This window comes from Streptomyces sp. NPDC006872 (genome assembly GCF_040635845.1).
Classification (GTDB): domain Bacteria; phylum Actinomycetota; class Actinomycetes; order Streptomycetales; family Streptomycetaceae; genus Streptomyces.
Genome location: NZ_JBEYIL010000008.1, coordinates 510,808 through 528,028 on the forward strand (window position 1 = coordinate 510,808; position 17,221 = coordinate 528,028).

The 17,221-nt window shown below is 72.2% G+C and carries 18 protein-coding genes; 12 read left to right on the plus strand and 6 right to left on the minus strand.

Going from position 1 to position 17,221, the window contains the following annotated elements:
- The first annotated feature begins 39 nt into the window (after positions 1-39).
- The 8 genes from ABZ725_RS25850 (at position 40) to hemC (ending at position 6,891) form a co-directional block, all read left to right on the plus strand.
- Positions 40-1,251: a sensor histidine kinase gene (locus ABZ725_RS25850; RefSeq protein WP_358804939.1), complete on the plus strand. Its 1,212-nt coding sequence runs from the start codon at positions 40-42 to the stop codon at positions 1,249-1,251.
- Positions 1,248-1,937, plus strand: coding sequence for a response regulator transcription factor (locus ABZ725_RS25855; protein WP_358804940.1), 690 nt, complete (start codon positions 1,248-1,250; stop codon positions 1,935-1,937). The genes ABZ725_RS25850 and ABZ725_RS25855 overlap by 4 nt, the downstream gene beginning before the upstream one ends.
- Before the next feature lie 82 nt (positions 1,938-2,019).
- Positions 2,020-3,000 (plus strand): ATP-dependent DNA ligase, encoded by a 981-nt coding sequence (locus ABZ725_RS25860; protein WP_358804941.1) that lies wholly within the window; start codon positions 2,020-2,022, stop codon positions 2,998-3,000.
- A 143-nt stretch (positions 3,001-3,143) separates the two neighbouring features.
- Positions 3,144-3,920 (plus strand): NPP1 family protein, encoded by a 777-nt coding sequence (locus ABZ725_RS25865; RefSeq protein ID WP_358804942.1) that lies wholly within the window; start codon positions 3,144-3,146, stop codon positions 3,918-3,920.
- 134 nt (positions 3,921-4,054) lie between these two features.
- A complete protein-coding gene (locus ABZ725_RS25870; RefSeq protein WP_358804943.1) occupies positions 4,055-4,573 on the plus strand; it encodes a hypothetical protein in 519 nt (172 codons plus the stop codon).
- Positions 4,570-5,034, plus strand: a complete 465-nt coding sequence (locus ABZ725_RS25875) for a GNAT family N-acetyltransferase (protein ID WP_358804944.1) — start codon at positions 4,570-4,572, stop codon at positions 5,032-5,034. The genes ABZ725_RS25870 and ABZ725_RS25875 overlap by 4 nt, the downstream gene beginning before the upstream one ends.
- Before the next feature lie 11 nt (positions 5,035-5,045).
- Positions 5,046-5,894, plus strand: a complete 849-nt coding sequence (locus tag ABZ725_RS25880; RefSeq protein ID WP_358804945.1) for a hypothetical protein — start codon at positions 5,046-5,048, stop codon at positions 5,892-5,894.
- Between the two features lie 61 nt (positions 5,895-5,955).
- Entirely contained in the window at positions 5,956-6,891 is a 936-nt protein-coding gene (hemC, locus tag ABZ725_RS25885) for a hydroxymethylbilane synthase (RefSeq protein WP_358804946.1), read from the plus strand.
- 55 nt (positions 6,892-6,946) lie between these two features.
- Here hemC and ABZ725_RS25890 read toward each other — a convergent pair whose 3' ends face one another.
- The 4 genes from ABZ725_RS25890 to ABZ725_RS25905 form a co-directional block, all read right to left on the minus strand.
- Positions 6,947-7,468, minus strand: coding sequence for a hypothetical protein (locus ABZ725_RS25890; RefSeq protein WP_358804947.1), 522 nt, complete (start codon positions 7,466-7,468; stop codon positions 6,947-6,949).
- Between the two features lie 193 nt (positions 7,469-7,661).
- A complete protein-coding gene (locus ABZ725_RS25895; protein ID WP_358804948.1) occupies positions 7,662-8,522 on the minus strand; it encodes an ABC transporter permease in 861 nt (286 codons plus the stop codon).
- Positions 8,482-9,345: an ATP-binding cassette domain-containing protein gene (locus ABZ725_RS25900; RefSeq protein WP_358804949.1), complete on the minus strand. Its 864-nt coding sequence runs from the start codon at positions 9,343-9,345 to the stop codon at positions 8,482-8,484. The genes ABZ725_RS25895 and ABZ725_RS25900 overlap by 41 nt, the downstream gene beginning before the upstream one ends.
- Entirely contained in the window at positions 9,342-9,821 is a 480-nt protein-coding gene (locus tag ABZ725_RS25905; RefSeq protein ID WP_358804950.1) for a MarR family transcriptional regulator, read from the minus strand. The genes ABZ725_RS25900 and ABZ725_RS25905 overlap by 4 nt, the downstream gene beginning before the upstream one ends.
- A 214-nt stretch (positions 9,822-10,035) precedes the next feature.
- On the opposite strand from ABZ725_RS25905, the gene ABZ725_RS25910 reads away from it, so the two are divergent.
- Positions 10,036-10,854 carry a SigB/SigF/SigG family RNA polymerase sigma factor gene (locus ABZ725_RS25910; RefSeq protein ID WP_351920339.1) on the plus strand — a complete coding sequence of 273 codons (819 nt, stop codon included), beginning with the start codon at positions 10,036-10,038 and terminating at the stop codon, positions 10,852-10,854.
- Positions 10,855-10,953: 99 nt separating this feature from the next.
- On the plus strand, positions 10,954-11,757 hold the full coding sequence (locus ABZ725_RS25915; protein ID WP_358804951.1) for a VOC family protein: 804 nt from the start codon (positions 10,954-10,956) through the stop codon (positions 11,755-11,757).
- An 18-nt stretch (positions 11,758-11,775) separates the two neighbouring features.
- On the opposite strand, the gene glgX is transcribed toward ABZ725_RS25915, so the two are convergent.
- Together glgX and ABZ725_RS25925 are read right to left on the minus strand one after the other, a co-directional pair.
- Positions 11,776-13,893, minus strand: coding sequence for a glycogen debranching protein GlgX (gene glgX, locus ABZ725_RS25920; protein WP_358804952.1), 2,118 nt, complete (start codon positions 13,891-13,893; stop codon positions 11,776-11,778).
- A gap of 35 nt (positions 13,894-13,928) precedes the next feature.
- A complete protein-coding gene (locus tag ABZ725_RS25925) occupies positions 13,929-14,441 on the minus strand; it encodes a pep a2 (RefSeq protein ID WP_358804953.1) in 513 nt (170 codons plus the stop codon).
- 307 nt (positions 14,442-14,748) lie between these two features.
- Between ABZ725_RS25925 and ABZ725_RS25930 the strand changes: the two genes are divergently transcribed.
- Both ABZ725_RS25930 and ABZ725_RS25935 read left to right on the plus strand, forming a co-directional pair.
- Positions 14,749-15,048 carry a DUF5133 domain-containing protein gene (locus ABZ725_RS25930; protein WP_351920331.1) on the plus strand — a complete coding sequence of 100 codons (300 nt, stop codon included), beginning with the start codon at positions 14,749-14,751 and terminating at the stop codon, positions 15,046-15,048.
- A 72-nt stretch (positions 15,049-15,120) separates the two neighbouring features.
- Complete coding sequence (locus ABZ725_RS25935; protein ID WP_358804954.1) at positions 15,121-17,076, plus strand: alpha-1,4-glucan--maltose-1-phosphate maltosyltransferase; 1,956 nt, start codon at positions 15,121-15,123, stop codon at positions 17,074-17,076.
- The last annotated feature ends 145 nt before the right edge of the window (positions 17,077-17,221 follow it).

Consider the following 17,221-nt stretch of genomic DNA (forward strand, 5'->3'; position numbering starts at 1 on the left):
CCGGCGCGAAGTGCGGTCCGAGCCCCGACCGGAGAGCCGATGATCATCCCCTGGCAGCGCTATGCGGACGACCACGCCCGCACCGTCGACACGATGGCGGCCGTCCTGCTCTTCGCCGCCTTCCTCTTCGGCAGCGAGATCAGCGTGCCCGTCACCGGCCGGCCGGTGGCGGCGGGTCCGACGATCGCCCTCGGGCTGGTCTCCTGCGGTGCGCTGCTGCTGTGGCAGCGCAGCCGTCCCGGCGGGGCGGTGGCCGTGACGGCGGTCTGTGTCACCGTCGCGATCGCGTGCGGCGATCTCATCACCCCGCTGCTGCTGGGGCCCCTGATGCTCGCCCTCTACCGGCTGACCGTGAGCACCGGCCGCCGGACGGCCCGCCGCCATTTCCTCGCCGTCCTCGCCCTGATCGTGCCGACCGCCCTGGTCGCGGACCCCGCCGGGCACCACCCCTGGCCGTTGAAGACGATCAGCCCCGCGGTCTGGCTGCTGTTCCCGGTCGTCACCGGCAACCTGGTCCGCCTGCAACGGGCCTACGTCGACGCCGTCCAGGCCCGCGCCGAGTACGCCGAGCACGGCCGCGAGGAGGAGGCGCAGCGCCGGGTCGTCGAGGAGCGGGTCCGCATCGCCCGGGAGCTGCACGACGTCGTCGCCCACCACCTGGCGCTGGCCAACGCCCAGGCGGGCACGGCGGCCCACCTCGCGCGCACCCACCCCGACCGCGTCCAGGGCCTCCTCACCGACCTCGCCGGCACGACGTCCTCGGCGCTGCGCGAGCTCAAGGCCACCGTCGGTCTGCTGCGCCAGGCGGGCGACGGCGACGCGCCGCTCGCACCGAGCCCCGGCCTGGCGCAGCTGGCCGAACTGACGCAGGCCTGCGCGTGCGCGGGCCTCGACGTCCGGATCGCGACCGAGGGCACGGCGCGGCCGCTCACCCCGGGCGTGGACCTGACGGCGTATCGCATCGTGCAGGAGGCGCTGACCAACGTCAGCAAGCACGCGGGCGCGCGCACCGCCCGGGTGCGGCTGCACTTCGGCCGCGACCGGCTGACGATCACCGTCACCGACGACGGGACCGCCGTGCCCGCCGCAGCCCCGGGCGGCCGGGGTTTCGGCCTGATCGGCATGCGCGAGCGCGCCGAGTCCGTGGGCGGTGTCCTGCAGGCCGGGCGCCGTCCCGGGGGCGGCTTCCAGGTCACCACCCGGCTTCCCCTCCACCCCGACACTCCCGCGCCCCGAGAACGGACCCCATGACCATCCGCGTGCTGCTCGCCGACGACCAGGCCCTGTTGCGGGCCACCTTCCGGATCCTCATCGACTCCTGCGACGACATGGAGGTGGTGGGCGAGGCCACCGACGGGGCCGAGGCCGTCGAACTCGCCCGGCTGCACCGTCCGGACGTCGTCCTCATGGACATCCGCATGCCCGGCACCGACGGCCTCGCCGCGACCTCCGCCGTGTGCGCCGACCCCGCCCTGTCCGGCACCCGGGTGCTGATCCTGACGACGTTCGAGATGGACGAATACGTCGCCCGGGCGCTGCGGTCCGGCGCGAGCGGCTTCCTCGGCAAGGACGTCACCGCCGACGCCCTGCTGGCCGGCATCCGCACCGTAGCCTGCGGCGAGTCCCTCCTCTCGCCGCTCGCCACCCGCTCCCTGATCACCCGTTTCCTGGCCTCCCCGGCGGAGGGCGCCCGGCTCGCCGCCCCCGACGACCTGACGGCGCTGACCGCCCGCGAGCGCGAGGTGATGGCCTGGGTCGCGGAGGGCTGCTCCAACGAGGAGATCGCCGAGAAGCTCTTCGTCAGCCCGCTCACGGTCCGCACCCATGTGCACCGCGCCATGACGAAACTCGGCGCCCGCGACCGCGCCCAGCTGGTCGTCGTCGCCTACCGATCGGGCCTGGTCCAGGCGCCCGCGCCGCCGACCGGCGACCACTGACGGCTCGTCGGGCACAGCGCCGTTCAGGCGAAACCGGGGGGTCGGCCGCGTGCGGCGGCCCGGCGGCGTCCACAACTCACCCGTGACCCTCCCGCGCATCGCCCCCATGCTCGCCTCCCCGGGCCGGCTGCCGCCCGCCGCCCAGGACGCCCGGTGGGCCTACGAGACCAAGCAGGACGGGCAGCGGGCCGTCGTGTATCTCGCCGGGGACGGGAGCATCACCCTGCGCGCCCGTTCGGGGGAGGACATCACCGGCGCCTATCCCGAGCTGCGGCCGCTGGGCGCGGCGCTCGGCGCGACGCCGGCCGTGCTGGACGGGGAGGTGCTCGCCCTGGACGAACACGGCCGCGCCGACTTCCAGTTGCTGCAGTCCCGGATGGGGCTGGTGCAGGCGCCGGGCAAGGCCGCGCGGCTGGCGGCGGCAGCTCCCGTGCACCTCGTCCTGTTCGACGTGCTGCACCTGGGCGGGCGTTCCCTGCTCCCCCTGTCCTACACGCGGCGCCGGGCCCGGCTGGAGGCGCTGGAGCTGGAGGGGCCGTGCTGGTCGACGCCGGGCGCCCTGGTCGGGCACGGGCGGGAGGCGTTGGAGGCGACCCGCGCGCACGGGCTGGAGGGGCTGGTCTGCAAGCGGCTCGACTCGGTGTACGAACCGGGCGTGCGCTCCCGGTCCTGGATCAAGATCCGGAACATGTCGGTCGCGGACGTCCTGGTCGGCGGCTGGCTGCCCGGCAAGGGGCGGCTGACCGGGCTGCCCGGCGCCGTCCTCGTCGGACAGCGCGCCGCGACGGGTCTGCGGTACGTCGGCAACGTGGGCACCGGCTGGAGCGAGGCCGAGCGCGTCGAACTCGCGGCGCTGCTGCGGACCGCCGAGACCGGGGTGTGCCCCTTCGACTCCGTGCCGCCGGCGGCGGGCGCGCACTGGGTCGTGCCGCGGCTGGTCGGCGAGGTCCGCTACCGCACGCGCACCCGGGCGGGGTTGCTGCGCCAGCCGTCGTGGCTGCGGCTGCGTGCCGACCTGACGCCCGAGGAGTCGGCGGCGGACCTTCCGGACACTTCCGCCTGACCCGGCACCAGGTGACCAAGTATTGGGCTGTCCTTCATCACTGATACGCCTGCGACCTCTTGGCGCGGAAGTGAAAACCCTGGAAGCTGAACTTCCTTTTCCCCCACAGCCGTTCGGCTGCGCCCCCTCACGAGGAGAACGCCGTGTCCTCAGCCACGTTCAAGGCCCACCGCAGGAGATGGCTCACCGGTCTCGCCGGTGCCGCCGCGCTCGTCCTCGCCGTTCCCTCGGCCGCCTTCGCCGCTCCTCCCCAGGCACTGCCGCAGAACGCCGAGGCCGCCGAGCTGACGTACCAGCCCGCCTTCGACTACGACACGGACGGGTGCTACCCCACGCCCGCCATCGGACCCGACGGCACGATCAACGGCGGTCTGAAGCCGACCGGTTCGCTCAGCGGCGACTGCCACGACGCCTCCGACCTGGACAACACCAACAGCTACTCGCGCTACAAGTGCAACAACGGCTGGTGCGCGTACATGTACAGCCTGTACTTCGAGAAGGACCAGGCGCTCGCGAACAGCAGCATAGGCGGGCACCGGCACGACTGGGAGCACGTCGTGGTCTGGGTGCAGAACGGCGCGGTGCAGTACGTCTCGACGTCCAACCACGGTTCGTTCACCGTGCACGCCGCGTCCACCGTGCGCTTCGAGGGCACCCACGCGAAGGCCGTCTACCACAAGGACGGCATCAGCACGCACTGCTTCCGGCTGGGCAACTCGGGCGACGAGCCGCCGGAGAACGCCAAGGGCACCTGGCAGTACCCGCCGCTGGTCGGCTGGAACGGCTACCCGTCGGGCCTGCGGGACAAGTTGAGCGCGTACGACTTCGGCAGCGCCAACTTCGGTCTGAAGGACGCCAGTTTCGCCGGCAACCTGTCGTCGGCCAAGCCGTCCGGGATCTCCTTCGACCCCAACGCGTGACCCCGGGCCGGGATCGGCCCCGAAGCGGGACCCCGTGTTCGGGGCCGCCCCGGGGCCGGTCCGCGGCCATACTGAACCGACCGGTCCGTACCTCGACCGTGGACGGCGGCGCACGTACGTCGCATGATGTTCGGATGGATCTTCACGACGAACTGCCGTCGGCCGTCCCGGCGAAGGAGCTGCGCACGCTCGCCGAGGGTCACCACGCCCGCGCCGTCCGCCCGTTGGGCGCCCAGGAGGTCGCCGGACACCTGGTCAAGGCGTACGCGATCGAGGCGCCGGGGCGGACGGTGACGGAGCGGGACGCCCAGGAGGCGTTGCGGATCGCCGAGGGCCACCTGGCGCTCGGCGAGCTGCGGGGCTCGCTCGGCCTGGCCGTCGTGCTGGTGCACGCCGGCGGCGACGGGGACTACCTCCTGATCCACACCTGGATCGAGGGCCATATGTCGGACCTGGCGGTGTTCACCGGTCCGGCCGGCCGGCCGGAGGCTCTGCGGCCCGCGAGAGCGGGGCTCGCCCCGTGCGTGTGGGAGGCCGCCGTCCTGGCCCATGAACGCGACGCCTTCGCACGGCAGGTCCTCGACGGCGTCGGCTCCCTCCCGGAGCGGCTCGCCGCGTGGGGCGCGGACACCGTCGAGGGAGACGTCAGGTGAGCGCCGCCCGGGTCCGGCACGCCGAGCGGTCGGATCTGCCGCGGGTCGCCGAACTGGCCGCCCAGCACGCGGAGTACGAGCGCGCCGCCCCGCCGGTCCCCGATCTCGCGGGGCGCCTGGCCGTGCTGCTCTTCGACGACCCCGCCCCCCGGCTGTGCTGTCTGGTCGCCGAACTGCCCGACGGCGAGCTCGTCGGCTACGCCACCTGCGCGCCCGAGCTCTCCACCTGGGAGGGCCGCGAGTACCTCCACATGGACTGTCTGTTCCTCGCCCCCGGCCACCGCGGCCTCGGACTGGGCCCGCTGATGATGGACGCGGTCGCGGACCGGGCCCGCAGCCTGGGCCTGGCCGAGGTGCAGTGGCAGACCCCCGCCTGGAACGACGGCGCGATCCGCTTCTACGCCCGCAACGGCGCCCTGGGCACCGACAAACGGCGCTTCAGCCTGCGGGTGAACCCCTGAGGCGCGAGGGGATGGGCGCCCGTCGGCTGTACGAGGCGCTGCGCGACGGAACGGCGGACCGCGACCCCGCCCCGGTCATGGCGGCCTGGCTGGCCCGCGCCGAGGGCGCCTACCGCACCGAACTCCTGGCGGGCGCCGGTGTGTTGGCCGCTCGCACCGGCCCGCAGGACCGACGGGCGGAACTGCTCTGGGAGCTGTACGCCCTGAGCCGGGTCAGCGATGTGCTGCTGCTGTCCCGGCAGCCGCCGCCCGCCCCCGGCGAGGAGGACCGCCTCCACCACTGGCCCACGGTGGGACCGGACGAGTACGCGACCCTCTTCGCCGGGCTCGGGATGACGCCCTTCGAGGAGAGCGGGGCGTTCGACCCGTTCCGGCACGAGATCGTGGCCGTCGAGCAGGCCGAGGACCCCGACGAGCCGGTGCGGATCACCGAAGTGGTCTGGCCGGGGCTCCGGCTGGGACCCGTCCTGTTCGGCCGTGCCGGGGTCCGGGTGCGCGCCGGCGCCCGGCACGCCGAACGCGGGGTCGCCGACCGCTCGCCCCTGTACTGGACGTTTCTGCGCCGGCACCGCCCGACCGTCGACGAGTCCCTGGGCTGGGGGCACAACTCCCAGTGGCGTACGGACTTCAGGGTGGACGTCCGCACCGCCGAGGGCGACCTGCTCAACGCCGAGGGACGCGACGACACCCACTCGGTGCGGGACGACCCCCACACGGCACTGCTGACGCCCGCCGAGCGGAGCGACCTGCTGCGCCACCGCTGTCTGCTGCGCACGCCGGCGCGCGTCGCCGAGCTCGACGCCGTCTCGCCGGACTGGGCCATGGACCTCTACCCCTTCGACTGGCGAGCGAAGCGGTGATGCGTGGCCGAAACCTGCAAGCGGTGCGGGGCACGGGCCGTGAGGGTCTATCGTGTCCCGCATGTCCGTTCCGGAACTGATCCGCATCGTCTCCCGCGACTCGCCCATGGCCCTGGCCCAAGTGGAGCGGGTCCGCGCGGAGTTGACCGTCCTGTATCCCGCTGTGCGCACCGAGGTCGTCCCCGTGAAGACGACCGGCGACAAGTGGATGGGCGACCTGTCCAAGGTCGACGGCAAGGGCGCGTTCACCAAGGAGGTCGACGCCGCGCTGCTGGCCGGTGAGGCGGATCTCGCGGTGCACTGCGTCAAGGACGTCCCCGCCGACCGACCGCTGCCCGCGGGCACGGTGTTCGCCGCGTTCCTGCAGCGCGACGACATCCGGGACGCCCTCGTGCACCCGGGCGGCCTCACCCTGGACGAGCTGCCGGCCGGGACCCGCATCGGCACCTCCTCGGTGCGCCGGATCGCCCAGCTCGCCGCCACCCACCCGCACCTGGAGTGCGTGCCGTTCCGCGGCAACGCCAACCGGCGGCTGGAGAAGCTCGCGGCGGGCGAGGCGGACGCGCTGCTGCTCGCGGTGTCCGGCCTGGAGCGCATCGACCGGCGTGATGTGATCAGCGAGGTGCTGTCGCCGGAGACGATGATGCCGCCGATCGGCGCGGGCATCCTCGCCCTGCAGTGCCGTGAGGGCGACAGCGAGCTCATCGACGCGGTCAGCGGGCTCGGCGATCCGGCCACCCATCGGGAGGCCACGGCGGAGCGCATGTTCCTGCACGTCCTGCAGGGGCACTGCAACAGCCCGATCGCGGGCTTCGCGCGGGTCGACCGCAGCGGCGAACTGTCCCTGCGGGCCTGTGTGTTCACCCCGGACGGCAAGACCCGGCTGAACGCCCACGAGTGGGCGGGCCGCCTCGACCCGGCGACGCTCGGCACCTCGGTGGCGGTGTCGCTGCTGCGTCAGGGCGCGCGCGAGATCATCGACGGCATCCCGCACTGACCGTCCGGTGACCGGCCGAGCCGGTCACCGCAACCGCAGGAGAGGGCGTCGCCGGTCAGGCGGTGCCCTCTTCGGCCTGGTCGCGCAGGAAGTTGCTCACCTGGCCGGCCAGGCTGTCGCGGGCGGCCCCGGCCGAAGCCCCACAGGCCCCCTCGTGCAGCCCCATGCCGCCCGTCCACAGCCGGCGGTCGGCCCAGTCGTCGTCGACCCGCAGCTGGATCTGGACGTCCACCTGTCCGAGGGACGCCTCGGGTCCCGCCGCGTACAGCACGGCGGTGACCCGGCGCAGCGGATAGACGTCGAAGCCCTCGATGAACTGCGAGTTGCGCCAGTCGATGAACGCGCTCTCGCCGTCCGGCCCCAGCCGCACGTCGATCTGGCCGTCCTCGAGATGGATCGTGGGGTTCAGGCTGCCCCGGTTCTCGACGGTCACCCGCAGGCTGAAATAGGTCAGCCCCTCGGCTGCGTCGTCGCGCCCCCGCGGCGGCTCGCTCTGCTCCATGCGGTGGACGCGGACCCGCAGACCGGCGTACTCGTCGTACTCGTGCCAGTCCCCGACCACGTTCGGCTCGTACACAGTCCACCTCTCGACTTGATACCGGCTGCTTCCTATCCGTGCGCCGAGCGCACTGTCAAATGAGCAGAATGCGCTGTGGCCAGGGAATTCACCCCCTTTGATCACTGATCAAGCCGTGCGCAGGGACAATCCGCCGACAGGCCGGGAAAGGGCTTGCCGGGGGCGTGCCGCACATCACGTCCCCGGGCCAAGATCAGCGGGCCAGCCGCCCCAGGAGCGAGGAGGCCGCGGTGATGCCGAGCGCCGCCGCCACGATCAGCACCCCGAAGTCGAGGGCGAGGTGCGCGGGCGTGCCGAGGAGCAGCCCGCGCAGGGCGTCCACTTCGTAGCTGAGCGGGTTGACCCTGCTGACGGCCTGGAGCCAGCCCGGCATGACGGCGACCGGGTAGAGGGCGTTGGAGCCGAAGAACAGCGGCATGGTGATCGCCTGGCCGATGCCCATCAGCCGGTCGCGGCTCAGGACGATGCCCGCGATGGTCATCGACAGACAGGAGAAGAAGGCCGAGCCGAGGACGACGATCGCGGCGACCCCGAGCAGCTTGAGCGGGTTCCAGGTCAGGGCGACGCCGAGCAGGGCGGCGATGACGACCACGACGACCGCCTGGATCACCGACTTCACCCCGGCCGCGAACGCCTTGCCGGTGATCAGCGCGGAGCGCGGAGTGGGCGTCACCAGCAGCTTGTTCAGGACGCCGGCGTCCCGTTCCCAGATGATCTGGATGCCGTAGAAGATGGCGATGAACATCGCGGACTGGGCGATGATGCCGGGTGCCAGATAGTCGATGTAGGGGATGCCGCCGGTCGGGATCGCCTTGATGCGGGTGAAGGTCTGGCCGAAGATCAGCAGCCACAGGGCGGGCTGCACGGCCCGGGTGTACAGCTCGGTGCGGTCGTGGCGCAGCTTCTGCAGTTCGACGGCGCACAGGGCGGCGATCCTGGCGGGCAGCAGCAGTCGGCCGTCGCGGGGCCGGGGCGGCACCAGCAGCAGCTCGATGCCCTGGGCACGGGCGCGGTCAGCCGACGCGTTGGGCGGTGCGGCGGGTGCTTCGGACATCGCGGAAACCTCCTGCCTGCTCGTCGAGGCCGCTGCCGGCGACCTCCCGGAAGACGTCCTCCAGGGTGGGCAGCGGATCCGTGGCGGCCGCGCCCTCGGCCCGTCGGCGTTCGCCGAGCCCCTGCCGGAGCTCGACGGGGGTGCCGAGGGCGCGAATCCGGCCGCGGTGCATCAGGGCGACCCGGTCGCAGTACTGGTCGGCCTCGTCCATGTAGTGCGTGGTCACCAGGACCGTCATGCCGGTGGCCTCGCGGACGGCGGTGATGTGCTCCCAGACACTCGTTCGGGCGATCGGGTCGAGGCCGATGGTCGGCTCGTCGAGGATCAGCAGCCGGGGCGCGCTGACCAGGGCCTGGGCCAGTTCGAGGCGGCGGACCATGCCGCCGGAGTAGGTGCCGGCCAGCCGGTCGGCGGCCTCCGAGAGGTCGACGGCGGCCAGCGCCTGCCCGACGCGTGCGGCCCGCTCGCGCCGGGGCACGTCGAAGACCCGGGCGAACAGGGCGACGTTCTCCCGGCCGGTCAGGCCCGCGTCCGCGGAGAGCTGCTGCGGCACATAGCCGAGCAGCCGGCGTACGGCCATCCGGTCCCCGGCGGCGTCGTGGCCGAAGACGCGCACCATGCCGGAGGGGACCGGCAGCAGCGTGGTGATGCAGCGGATGGCGGTGGTCTTGCCGGCTCCGTTGGGCCCGAGCAGGCCGAAGACCTCGCCCTCCCGGACGGTCAGCTCCAGCCCGTCGACGGCCCGGGTGTCGCCGAACGCGTACGCGAGCCGCGTACAGGCGACGGCGTCCGGGGCGGTGTCAGCGTCGGTGTCGGTCGTCATGAGTCCTCGGCCTCCTCGTGCAGATCGACGGCGAGCGCGCGCAGGGCCGGGAGCGCCGCGCGCAGGGCCTCCCGGTCGGCGGCGTCAAGGCGGGCGACGTGTCGGCCGACGAGCTCGGCACGCCGTGTCTGCCAGGCCCGCAGCCGGGTCTCGGCCGCCTCGGTGAGCAGCAGCCGGGCGGCCCGCCGGTCGGCCGGGTCCTGCTCCCGGACCAGGTAGCCGTCCTTGACCAGCTGGTTGACGAGGGTCGAGACGGAGTTGCCCGCGAGGTACAGCTCCTTCGCGGCCTCCGACACGCCGATGCCGGGCCGGGTCTCGACCAGGCGCAGCAGCTCGACCTCGGCGCCCCGCAGCCGCGGCACGGTCAGCCCGGCCCGCAGCCGCCTCCTGAGCAGCCGCTGGACGCCGACGAGCGCATCGGCGAGCTCTTCCGGGAACGTCTCGTCGAACGTCTCGTCCTGCGCATCGCCTTCCACACGGTCGACGTTACCTCTGTGTCAGAGGTAATGAGCCAAGGGGAGGTCAAAAGGGCCGCCAGAAGTGGGCACCAGGAGCGGGCGTCAAGAACAACACTGTATAAATAGGTCAAAACCGTTTCAAAATGCTCGATGCCGGGAATCGGGCACGAAGTGCTTCGGGCAGGAGGCACGTCCGTGGGACCCGGCACCCCTCCTGAGGGAGGCGCGCATCATGCGTACGACGACCGTCCGATCCAAGCAGCACCCCCACGACGACGCCCCGGACACCACCGATGCCTTCGTACGGCTGACCGGGCTGCCCGACGGGCCGGAGCGCCAGGCGCTCAAGGACGAGCTGGTCCGCCTCTGGCTGCCCATGGCCGAGCGGATAGCCGTCCGGTTCCGGGGGCGCGGCGAGGCCCTGGAGGACCTGTACCAGGTCGCGGCCCTGGGTCTCGTCAAGGCCGTCGATCACTACGATCCGGACCGCGGCCGCGCCTTCGAGGCGTACGCGGTGCCGACGATCACGGGGGAGATCAAGCGCCACTTCCGCGACCACATGTGGACGCTGCACGTGCCGCGCCGGGTCCAGGACCTGCGCAACCGGGTCCGGCACGCCGCGAAGGAGCTGTCCCAGACGACTCCGGGACGGCCGCCGACCGACGCCGAGATCGCCGCGTACGCGCAGCTGACCGAGGACGAGGTGCGCACGGGCGCGGAGGCCCTGGAGTGCTTCACCGCGCTGTCGCTGGAGGCCGAGCTGCCCGGCACCGACGGCTACGCCCTCGAGGACGCCCTCGGCGTCCCCGACCCCGGCTTCGACACGGTCGTCGACCGGGTGGCCGTGGCGCCCTGTCTGCGGGCTCTGCCCGAGCGCGAACGGACCATCCTCTACCTGCGGTTCTTCGCGGGCATGACACAGAGCCGGATCGCGGAGCAGCTGGGCATCTCGCAGATGCACGTCTCGCGGCTGCTGAGCGGCTGCTTCGCACGGCTGCGCGAGGAGATCGAGGGGATCGCCGCGGAGACCGATCGGCCGGCCCCGAACTGACCTCGCCCGGATCACTCGGCAGGCGCCTCGGACGGTTCCGGCCGGACACTGGTGGTGAACCGCCCGCCCGCCGACCGAGAGACCAGGAACGCGAGTGCCATGAACCATCGCCCGACCCCCGCCTCCGGTGCGCGGAGAGCCGTCTCCACGCAGTCCGTGTTCGGTGCGCCCTGCTGGGTGAGCCTGACCAGCCGCGATCTGGAGGCCACCCAGGAGTTCTACGGCGCCGTGCTGGGCTGGGAGTGGCGTCGGGGCGTGCTCGGCGACCACTTCCGCACGGCACTGGTCGGCAACGTCCCGGTCGCCGGGGTGGCCGCCGTCGCGTCGATGTGGCAGATGGCGGTCGCCTGGACGCCGTACTTCGCCGTGCCCAGCGCGGACGAGGCGGCGTCCCGGGCCCGGGAGCGCGGCGGGACCGTGGCCGTGGGGCCGATCTCGCTCCCGCCGGGCCGGGCGGCGCTGCTGGCCGACCGGGACGGCGCGACCTTCGGCGTCTGGGAGGGGGAGCTGATCGGCAACTGGGAGGCCTGGCGGCAGGCGGCGCCCGCCTTCATCAGACTCCACACGCGCGACGCGTTCGACTCCGCCATCTTCTACGGCGAGCTCCTCGACTGGGCCACGGACCGTCCCGGCGCCTGCGAGGTCCGCTACGAGGGCGGCGAGGTCGTGCTGCGCAGCCGGGGCGATGTCGTGGCGCGGATCGAGTCGGGCGCGCTGGAGGCGGCGCCCGACCCGACGATCCGTCCGCACTGGCAGGTCCACTTCGCGGTGGCGGACGTGGCGGCGTGCGCGCGGGCGGCGGAGAAGCACGGCGGCAGCGTGCTGGTCGAGACCGAGCACGAGGCGGTCCTGCGGGATCCGGACGGCGCACAGTTCACGGTGACCTCGCGCCGGGAGCACTGAACTCCGGCTCCCGCTCCCCTACCCCGAACGCTTCGGGGGCCGCGCCAGCACGATCAGGCTGCGGGCCTCCAGCGTCACTTCCGCGCCCGCCTTGTACTCCGTCTCGTCGGGCCCGCCGTCCGGCTCCACGGTGTCGGCGCACACCGTCCAGCGTTCGCCGTACGCGGCGCCGGGCAGCCGGAAGTCGACCGGTTCCCAGTAGCTGTTGAACAGCAGCAGGAACGAGTCGTCGACGAGCGGCCGGCCGCGCGGGTCGGGTTCGGCGATGGCGTCGCCGTTGAGGAAGACGCCGACGCTGTGCGCGTCGGCGCGTTGCCAGTCACGGGCGGTCATCTCGCGGGCGTCCGGCAGCAGCCAGACCAGGTCGGGCAGGGGCTGCCCGGCGGTTCTGACGGTCGCGCCGCGGAAGAAGCGCCGCCGCCGCAGCACGGGGTGGGCGGCGCGCAGCGCGACGAGGCTTCGGCAGAAGTCGGTGAGGGTCCGCTGCTCGTCGGTCAACCGCCAGTCGGTCCAGGAGACTTCGTTGTCCTGGCAGTAGGCGTTGTTGTTGCCGCGCTGGGTGCGGCCGAGCTCGTCGCCGTGGGACAGCATCGGGATGCCCTGCGACAGCAGCAGCGTGGCGAGCAGGTTGCGCTGCTGCCGGGCGCGCAGCGCGAGGACCGCCGGGCGGTCGGTGGGGCCCTCGGTCCCGCAGTTCCAGGACCGGTTGACGCTCTCGCCGTCCCGGTTGCCCTCGCCGTTGGCCTCGTTGTGCTTGTCGTTGTACGAGACGAGGTCGCGCAGGGTGAAACCGTCGTGCGCGGTGACGAAGTTGACGCTGGCGCGCGGGCGGCGCCTGCTGTGGTCGTACAGGTCGGAGGAGCCGGTCAGCCGGGAGGCGAACTCGCCCAGCGAGCCGGGTTCCGCGCGCCAGAAGTCCCGTACGGCGTCGCGGTAGCGGCCGTTCCACTCCGACCACAGGGGCGGGAAGTTGCCCACCTGGTAGCCGCCCTCGCCGACGTCCCAGGGCTCGGCGATCAGCTTGACGCGGCTGATCACCGGGTCCTGCTGGATGAGGTCGAAGAACGCGGACAGCCGGTCCACCTCGTGGAACTGCCGGGCGAGGGTGGCGGCGAGGTCGAAGCGGAAGCCGTCGACGTGCATCTCCGTCACCCAGTACCGCAGCGAGTCCATGATCAGCTGAAGGACGTACGGGTGCCGCATGAGCAGGCTGTTGCCGGTGCCCGTGGTGTCGTAGTAGTGCGACCAGTCGCCGTCCACGAGCCGGTAGTAGGAGGCGTTGTCGATGCCGCGGAAGGAGAGGGTGGGGCCCTTCTCGCTGCCTTCGGCGGTGTGGTTGTAGACGACGTCGAGGATCACCTCGAGTCCGGCCGCGTGCAGCGCCTTCACCATGGTCTTGAACTCGGTGACCTGTCCGCCGCGGCTGCCGTGGGCGGCGTAGGCGTTGTGCGGGGCGAAGAAGCCGATGGTGTTGTAGCCCCAGTAGTTGGACAGCCCCCGGTCCTTCAGCACGCCGTCCTGGACGTACTGGTGTACGGGCATCAGCTCGATCGCCGTCACGCCCAGCGAGGTGAGGTGCTCCGTCACCGCGGGGTGCGCGAGACCGGCGTAGGTGCCGCGCAGCGCGGGCGGCACGTCGGGGTGGGTGCGGGTCAGCCCGCGCACATGGGCCTCGTAGATCACCGTGTCGGCGTAGGGGCGCCGGAGCGGTTCGTCGTCGCCCCAGTCGAAGGCGGGGTCGGTGACCACGCCGAGCAGGGTGTGTCCGGCGCTGTCCGCCGGGTCGGGGCTCCCACCGGCCCGTTCGAGGAGCGAGGCGTGGTTGTCGATCTGCCCGTCGACGGCCCGTGCGTAGGGGTCGAGGAGCAGTTTCGCCGGGTTGCAGCGGTGGCCGGCGTCGGGGTCCCACGGCCCGTGCACCCGGAAGCCGTAGCGCTGCCCGGGGCCGGTCCCGGGCAGGTAGGCGTGCCAGACGAAGCCGTCGACCTCGGTCAGCGGGACCTCGCGGGCGGTGCCGTCGTCGTCGACGAGGACGAGGTAGACGCGCTGGGCGACCTCGCTGAACAGCGCGAAGTTGGTGCCCTGTCCGTCGAAGTCGGCGCCCAACGGGTAGGGGTGCCCGCTCCAGGCGGGCACCCCTGCACTGCGGTGTGTCCGGTTCCGCCGTGAGGTCACCGGGCGGCCGCCAGGACGCCGTACGCCTCGGGCGCCGGGGCGGCCAGGGCCGCTGCCGGCAGTTCCCTGGGCACCCGCAGCACCTCGCGCAGGCTCGGCGTCGGCGCGGTCGGCACGAGCGGCACACGTTCGCCGGAACGGGCCCGCTGGGAGAACCAGATGACCTTGCTGCCGGTGTCGGTGGCGCAGCAGCCCCAGCCGTCGCTCATCGCGGCGATCCGCTCCAGACAGGAGCGCAGGTCCTGGTCGGGGCGCAGCCGGCGGTCGTCGCCGCCGACGGCGGTGATCAGATGCTGGCCGTTCCACCACATCTCGATCGAGATGCGTTTGTCCGTGGCGTGTTCGTCGATGGCCCTCAGCAGCAGCTCGGCGCCGCGGCAGACGGGCTCGACGAGCGTCTCGAGGTCCCAGTACCTCAGATGAGCGGCCAGTATGCGCCTGACCTGGGCGACCCGTTCCGGACTCACGTCCACGTCGAGGTGGTAGTAGCAGGGGACTGCGGTCTTCATCTCGTTCGCTCCTCACCGGCGAGGCTCCCGCTCCTCCTCGGCCCGACAGGTCGAGTTACCCGACACGAAGCGTGAGCGGCAATCGCTTCTGAGTCACAACCACAGTGGGGCTGCTACGCCATTCGTGCAACACGAGCACACCACAACCAAGATCCAACAGGACGTTGGGTGATGCGCCGTGCACCATAAGTGAAGGCCTCGGGAGGTTGGACGCTTTCGCGCCTCTGTGTGAAGGGCCTCGATGCATGAGCCGACCCGCTCGCCTCGAGCGACGTACCTCTTGAACTCCCGGAAGGTGAACCGCGCGATGCTGCAACCAGCGAAGACCGAAGTCGCCAGAACCCTGCGCAGTTACCGCGCCTGGGAGCGGGCCATGCTCGCGCGCCCCGGCGACCGCACGGCGCGGGCGACCTTCGAGGACTGTGGCTACACGTTGTGCGTGCTGATGGGCAAGCGCTGCGCACGGGAGGCCGCCGAGGCCGCCGAACAGTATCTGCGGGCCGGTGCGGACGCCCGCCTTCTGCAGCGCAGGGCGCCGAGCCGGAGGAACGGCGTCGCGCGCCTCGCCGTGACCCGCCCGCTGCGCTGCCTGCCGGCTGAGACGTAACGCCACGCGGGTGCAGGTCGTTGGCCCAACACCGGGCGAACAACGCCATTTTCAGCAAGCGGAGGTGCAAGGGTGAAGTCCACCAGGGCGATCGGCCGTATCCCGGTGAGGGACGTCGAACCGCGCGTGGAGTGCGGCAGGCGGCCGGCGAAAGCCGTGACCGGGGAGACGGTGCGGATCTCCGCGACGGTGTTTCGCGAGGGCCACGACGCCATCGGCGCCAACGTGGTCCTCAAGAGCCCGGACGGCGACCGCGGGCCCTGGACGCCGATGCGCGAACTCGCCCCCGGCAGCGACCGCTGGGGCGCCGATGTGACCCTGGAGACCATGGGTCGCTGGACCTACGTCGTGGAGGCCTGGAGCGACCCGATCGCCACCTGGCGCCGCCACGCGGAGATCAAGATCCCGGCGGGGATCGACACCGGTCTGGTCCTGGAGGAGGGCGGCCACCTCTTCGAGCGCGCCGCCGCCAAGGCCCCGCGCGGGCCGGAGCGCACCCTGCTGCGGGAGACGGCGAAGAAGCTGCTCGACGACTCGGCGCCGGTCGCCGAGCGCTACGCGGCGACGTCGACGCCGGAGGTGGTCGCACTCCTCGCCCGGCGCCCGCTGCGGGAACTGGTCTCCGCCTCGGAGCCGCTGCCGCTGCTCGTCGAGCGGGAACGGGCCCTGTACGGGGCCTGGTACGAGTTCTTCCCCCGCTCCGAGGGCACCCCCGAGCGCCCGCACGGCACCTTCCGCACGGCCGCGCGCCGGCTGCCCGCGATCGCCGCGATGGGCTTCGACGTCGTCTATCTGCCGCCGATCCACCCCATCGGCACGACGTTCCGCAAGGGCCGCAACAACACGTTGAACGCCGAGCCGGACGACGTCGGCGTGCCGTGGGCGATCGGCTCGCCGGAGGGCGGGCACGACGCCGTCCACCCGGAGCTGGGCACGTTGGAGGACTTCGCCTGGTTCGTGGACCAGGCCAAGGGCCACGGGCTGGAGATCGCCCTCGACTTCGCCCTGCAGTGCTCCCCCGACCACCCCTGGGTGCACAAGCACTCCGAGTGGTTCCACCACCGCCCGGACGGCACGATCGCCTACGCCGAGAACCCGCCGAAGAAGTACCAGGACATCTACCCGATCGCCTTCGACGCCGATATGAAGGGGCTGATCTCCGAGACCGTCCGCGTGCTGCGGCACTGGATGTCCTACGGGGTGCGGATCTTCCGCGTCGACAACCCGCACACCAAGCCGCTGGTGTTCTGGGAGCGGGTCATCGCGGACGTCAACCGCACGGACCCCGACGTGATCTTCCTGGCCGAGGCCTTCACCCGCCCCGCGATGATGCACGCCCTCGCCCAGATCGGCTTCCAGCAGTCCTACACGTACTTCACCTGGCGCAACACCAAGGAGGAGCTGACCGAACACCTCACCGAACTGTCGGGCGACGCCGCCTCCTACATGCGGCCCAACCTCTTCCCCAACACCCCCGACATCCTGCCCGCCCACCTCCAGCACGGCGGACGCCCCGCCTTCGAGTCCCGTGCCGTCCTGGCCGCCACCCTCTCTCCGACCTGGGGCATCTACAGCGGCTACGAACTCTGCGAGAACACTCCGCTCGTGCCCGGCGGCGAGGAGTACCTCGACTCCGAGAAGTACCAGCTCAAGCCGCGCGACTGGGCGGCGGCCGAACGTGAGGGCCGCAGCCTCGCTCCGCTGATCACGAAGCTCAACGCGATCCGGCGGGCCAACCCGGCGCTGCACCGGCTGCGCAACCTCCGTTTCCACGACACGGACAACCCTGCCGTCATCGCGTACAGCAAGCGCGCGGGTTCGAACACGGTTCTGGTGGTGGTCAACCTCGACCCCCACCACACCCAGGAGGCCACGGTCTCGTTGGACATGCCGCAACTCGGCCTGGACCACGGCACAGCTCTGTCCGTCCGCGACGAACTGACAGGGGCCACATACGCCTGGGGAAGCACGAACTATGTGCGCCTGGAGCCCGGCCGGACGCCTGCCCACGTGTTCCACGTCCGGTGACCCGCACCGCCGATCGGAGGCTCCAGACCGCCATGACCGTCAACTCGCCCGTTCCGGACACCTTCGAGGACACCCCCGCCAAGGACCGCGACCCCGAGTGGTTCAAACGCGCCGTGTTCTACGAGGTCCTCGTCCGCTCCTTCCA

Excerpts from the sequence above, each read along its gene's own strand:
- ABZ725_RS25895 (WP_358804948.1), bottom strand. The coding sequence starts at position 8,522 with ATGTCCGAAGCACCCGCCGCACCGCCCAACGCGTCGGCTGACCGCGCC.
- ABZ725_RS25855 (WP_358804940.1), top strand. The coding sequence starts at position 1,248 with ATGACCATCCGCGTGCTGCTCGCCGACGACCAGGCCCTGTTGCGGGCC.
- hemC (WP_358804946.1), top strand. The coding sequence starts at position 5,956 with ATGTCCGTTCCGGAACTGATCCGCATCGTCTCCCGCGACTCGCCCATG.
- ABZ725_RS25880 (WP_358804945.1), top strand. The coding sequence starts at position 5,046 with ATGGGCGCCCGTCGGCTGTACGAGGCGCTGCGCGACGGAACGGCGGAC.
- ABZ725_RS25850 (WP_358804939.1), top strand. The coding sequence starts at position 40 with ATGATCATCCCCTGGCAGCGCTATGCGGACGACCACGCCCGCACCGTC.
- ABZ725_RS25930 (WP_351920331.1), top strand. The coding sequence starts at position 14,749 with ATGCTGCAACCAGCGAAGACCGAAGTCGCCAGAACCCTGCGCAGTTAC.
- ABZ725_RS25915 (WP_358804951.1), top strand. The coding sequence starts at position 10,954 with ATGAACCATCGCCCGACCCCCGCCTCCGGTGCGCGGAGAGCCGTCTCC.
- ABZ725_RS25925 (WP_358804953.1), bottom strand. The coding sequence starts at position 14,441 with ATGAAGACCGCAGTCCCCTGCTACTACCACCTCGACGTGGACGTGAGT.
- ABZ725_RS25900 (WP_358804949.1), bottom strand. The coding sequence starts at position 9,345 with ATGACGACCGACACCGACGCTGACACCGCCCCGGACGCCGTCGCCTGT.
- ABZ725_RS25870 (WP_358804943.1), top strand. The coding sequence starts at position 4,055 with ATGGATCTTCACGACGAACTGCCGTCGGCCGTCCCGGCGAAGGAGCTG.
- ABZ725_RS25910 (WP_351920339.1), top strand. The coding sequence starts at position 10,036 with ATGCGTACGACGACCGTCCGATCCAAGCAGCACCCCCACGACGACGCC.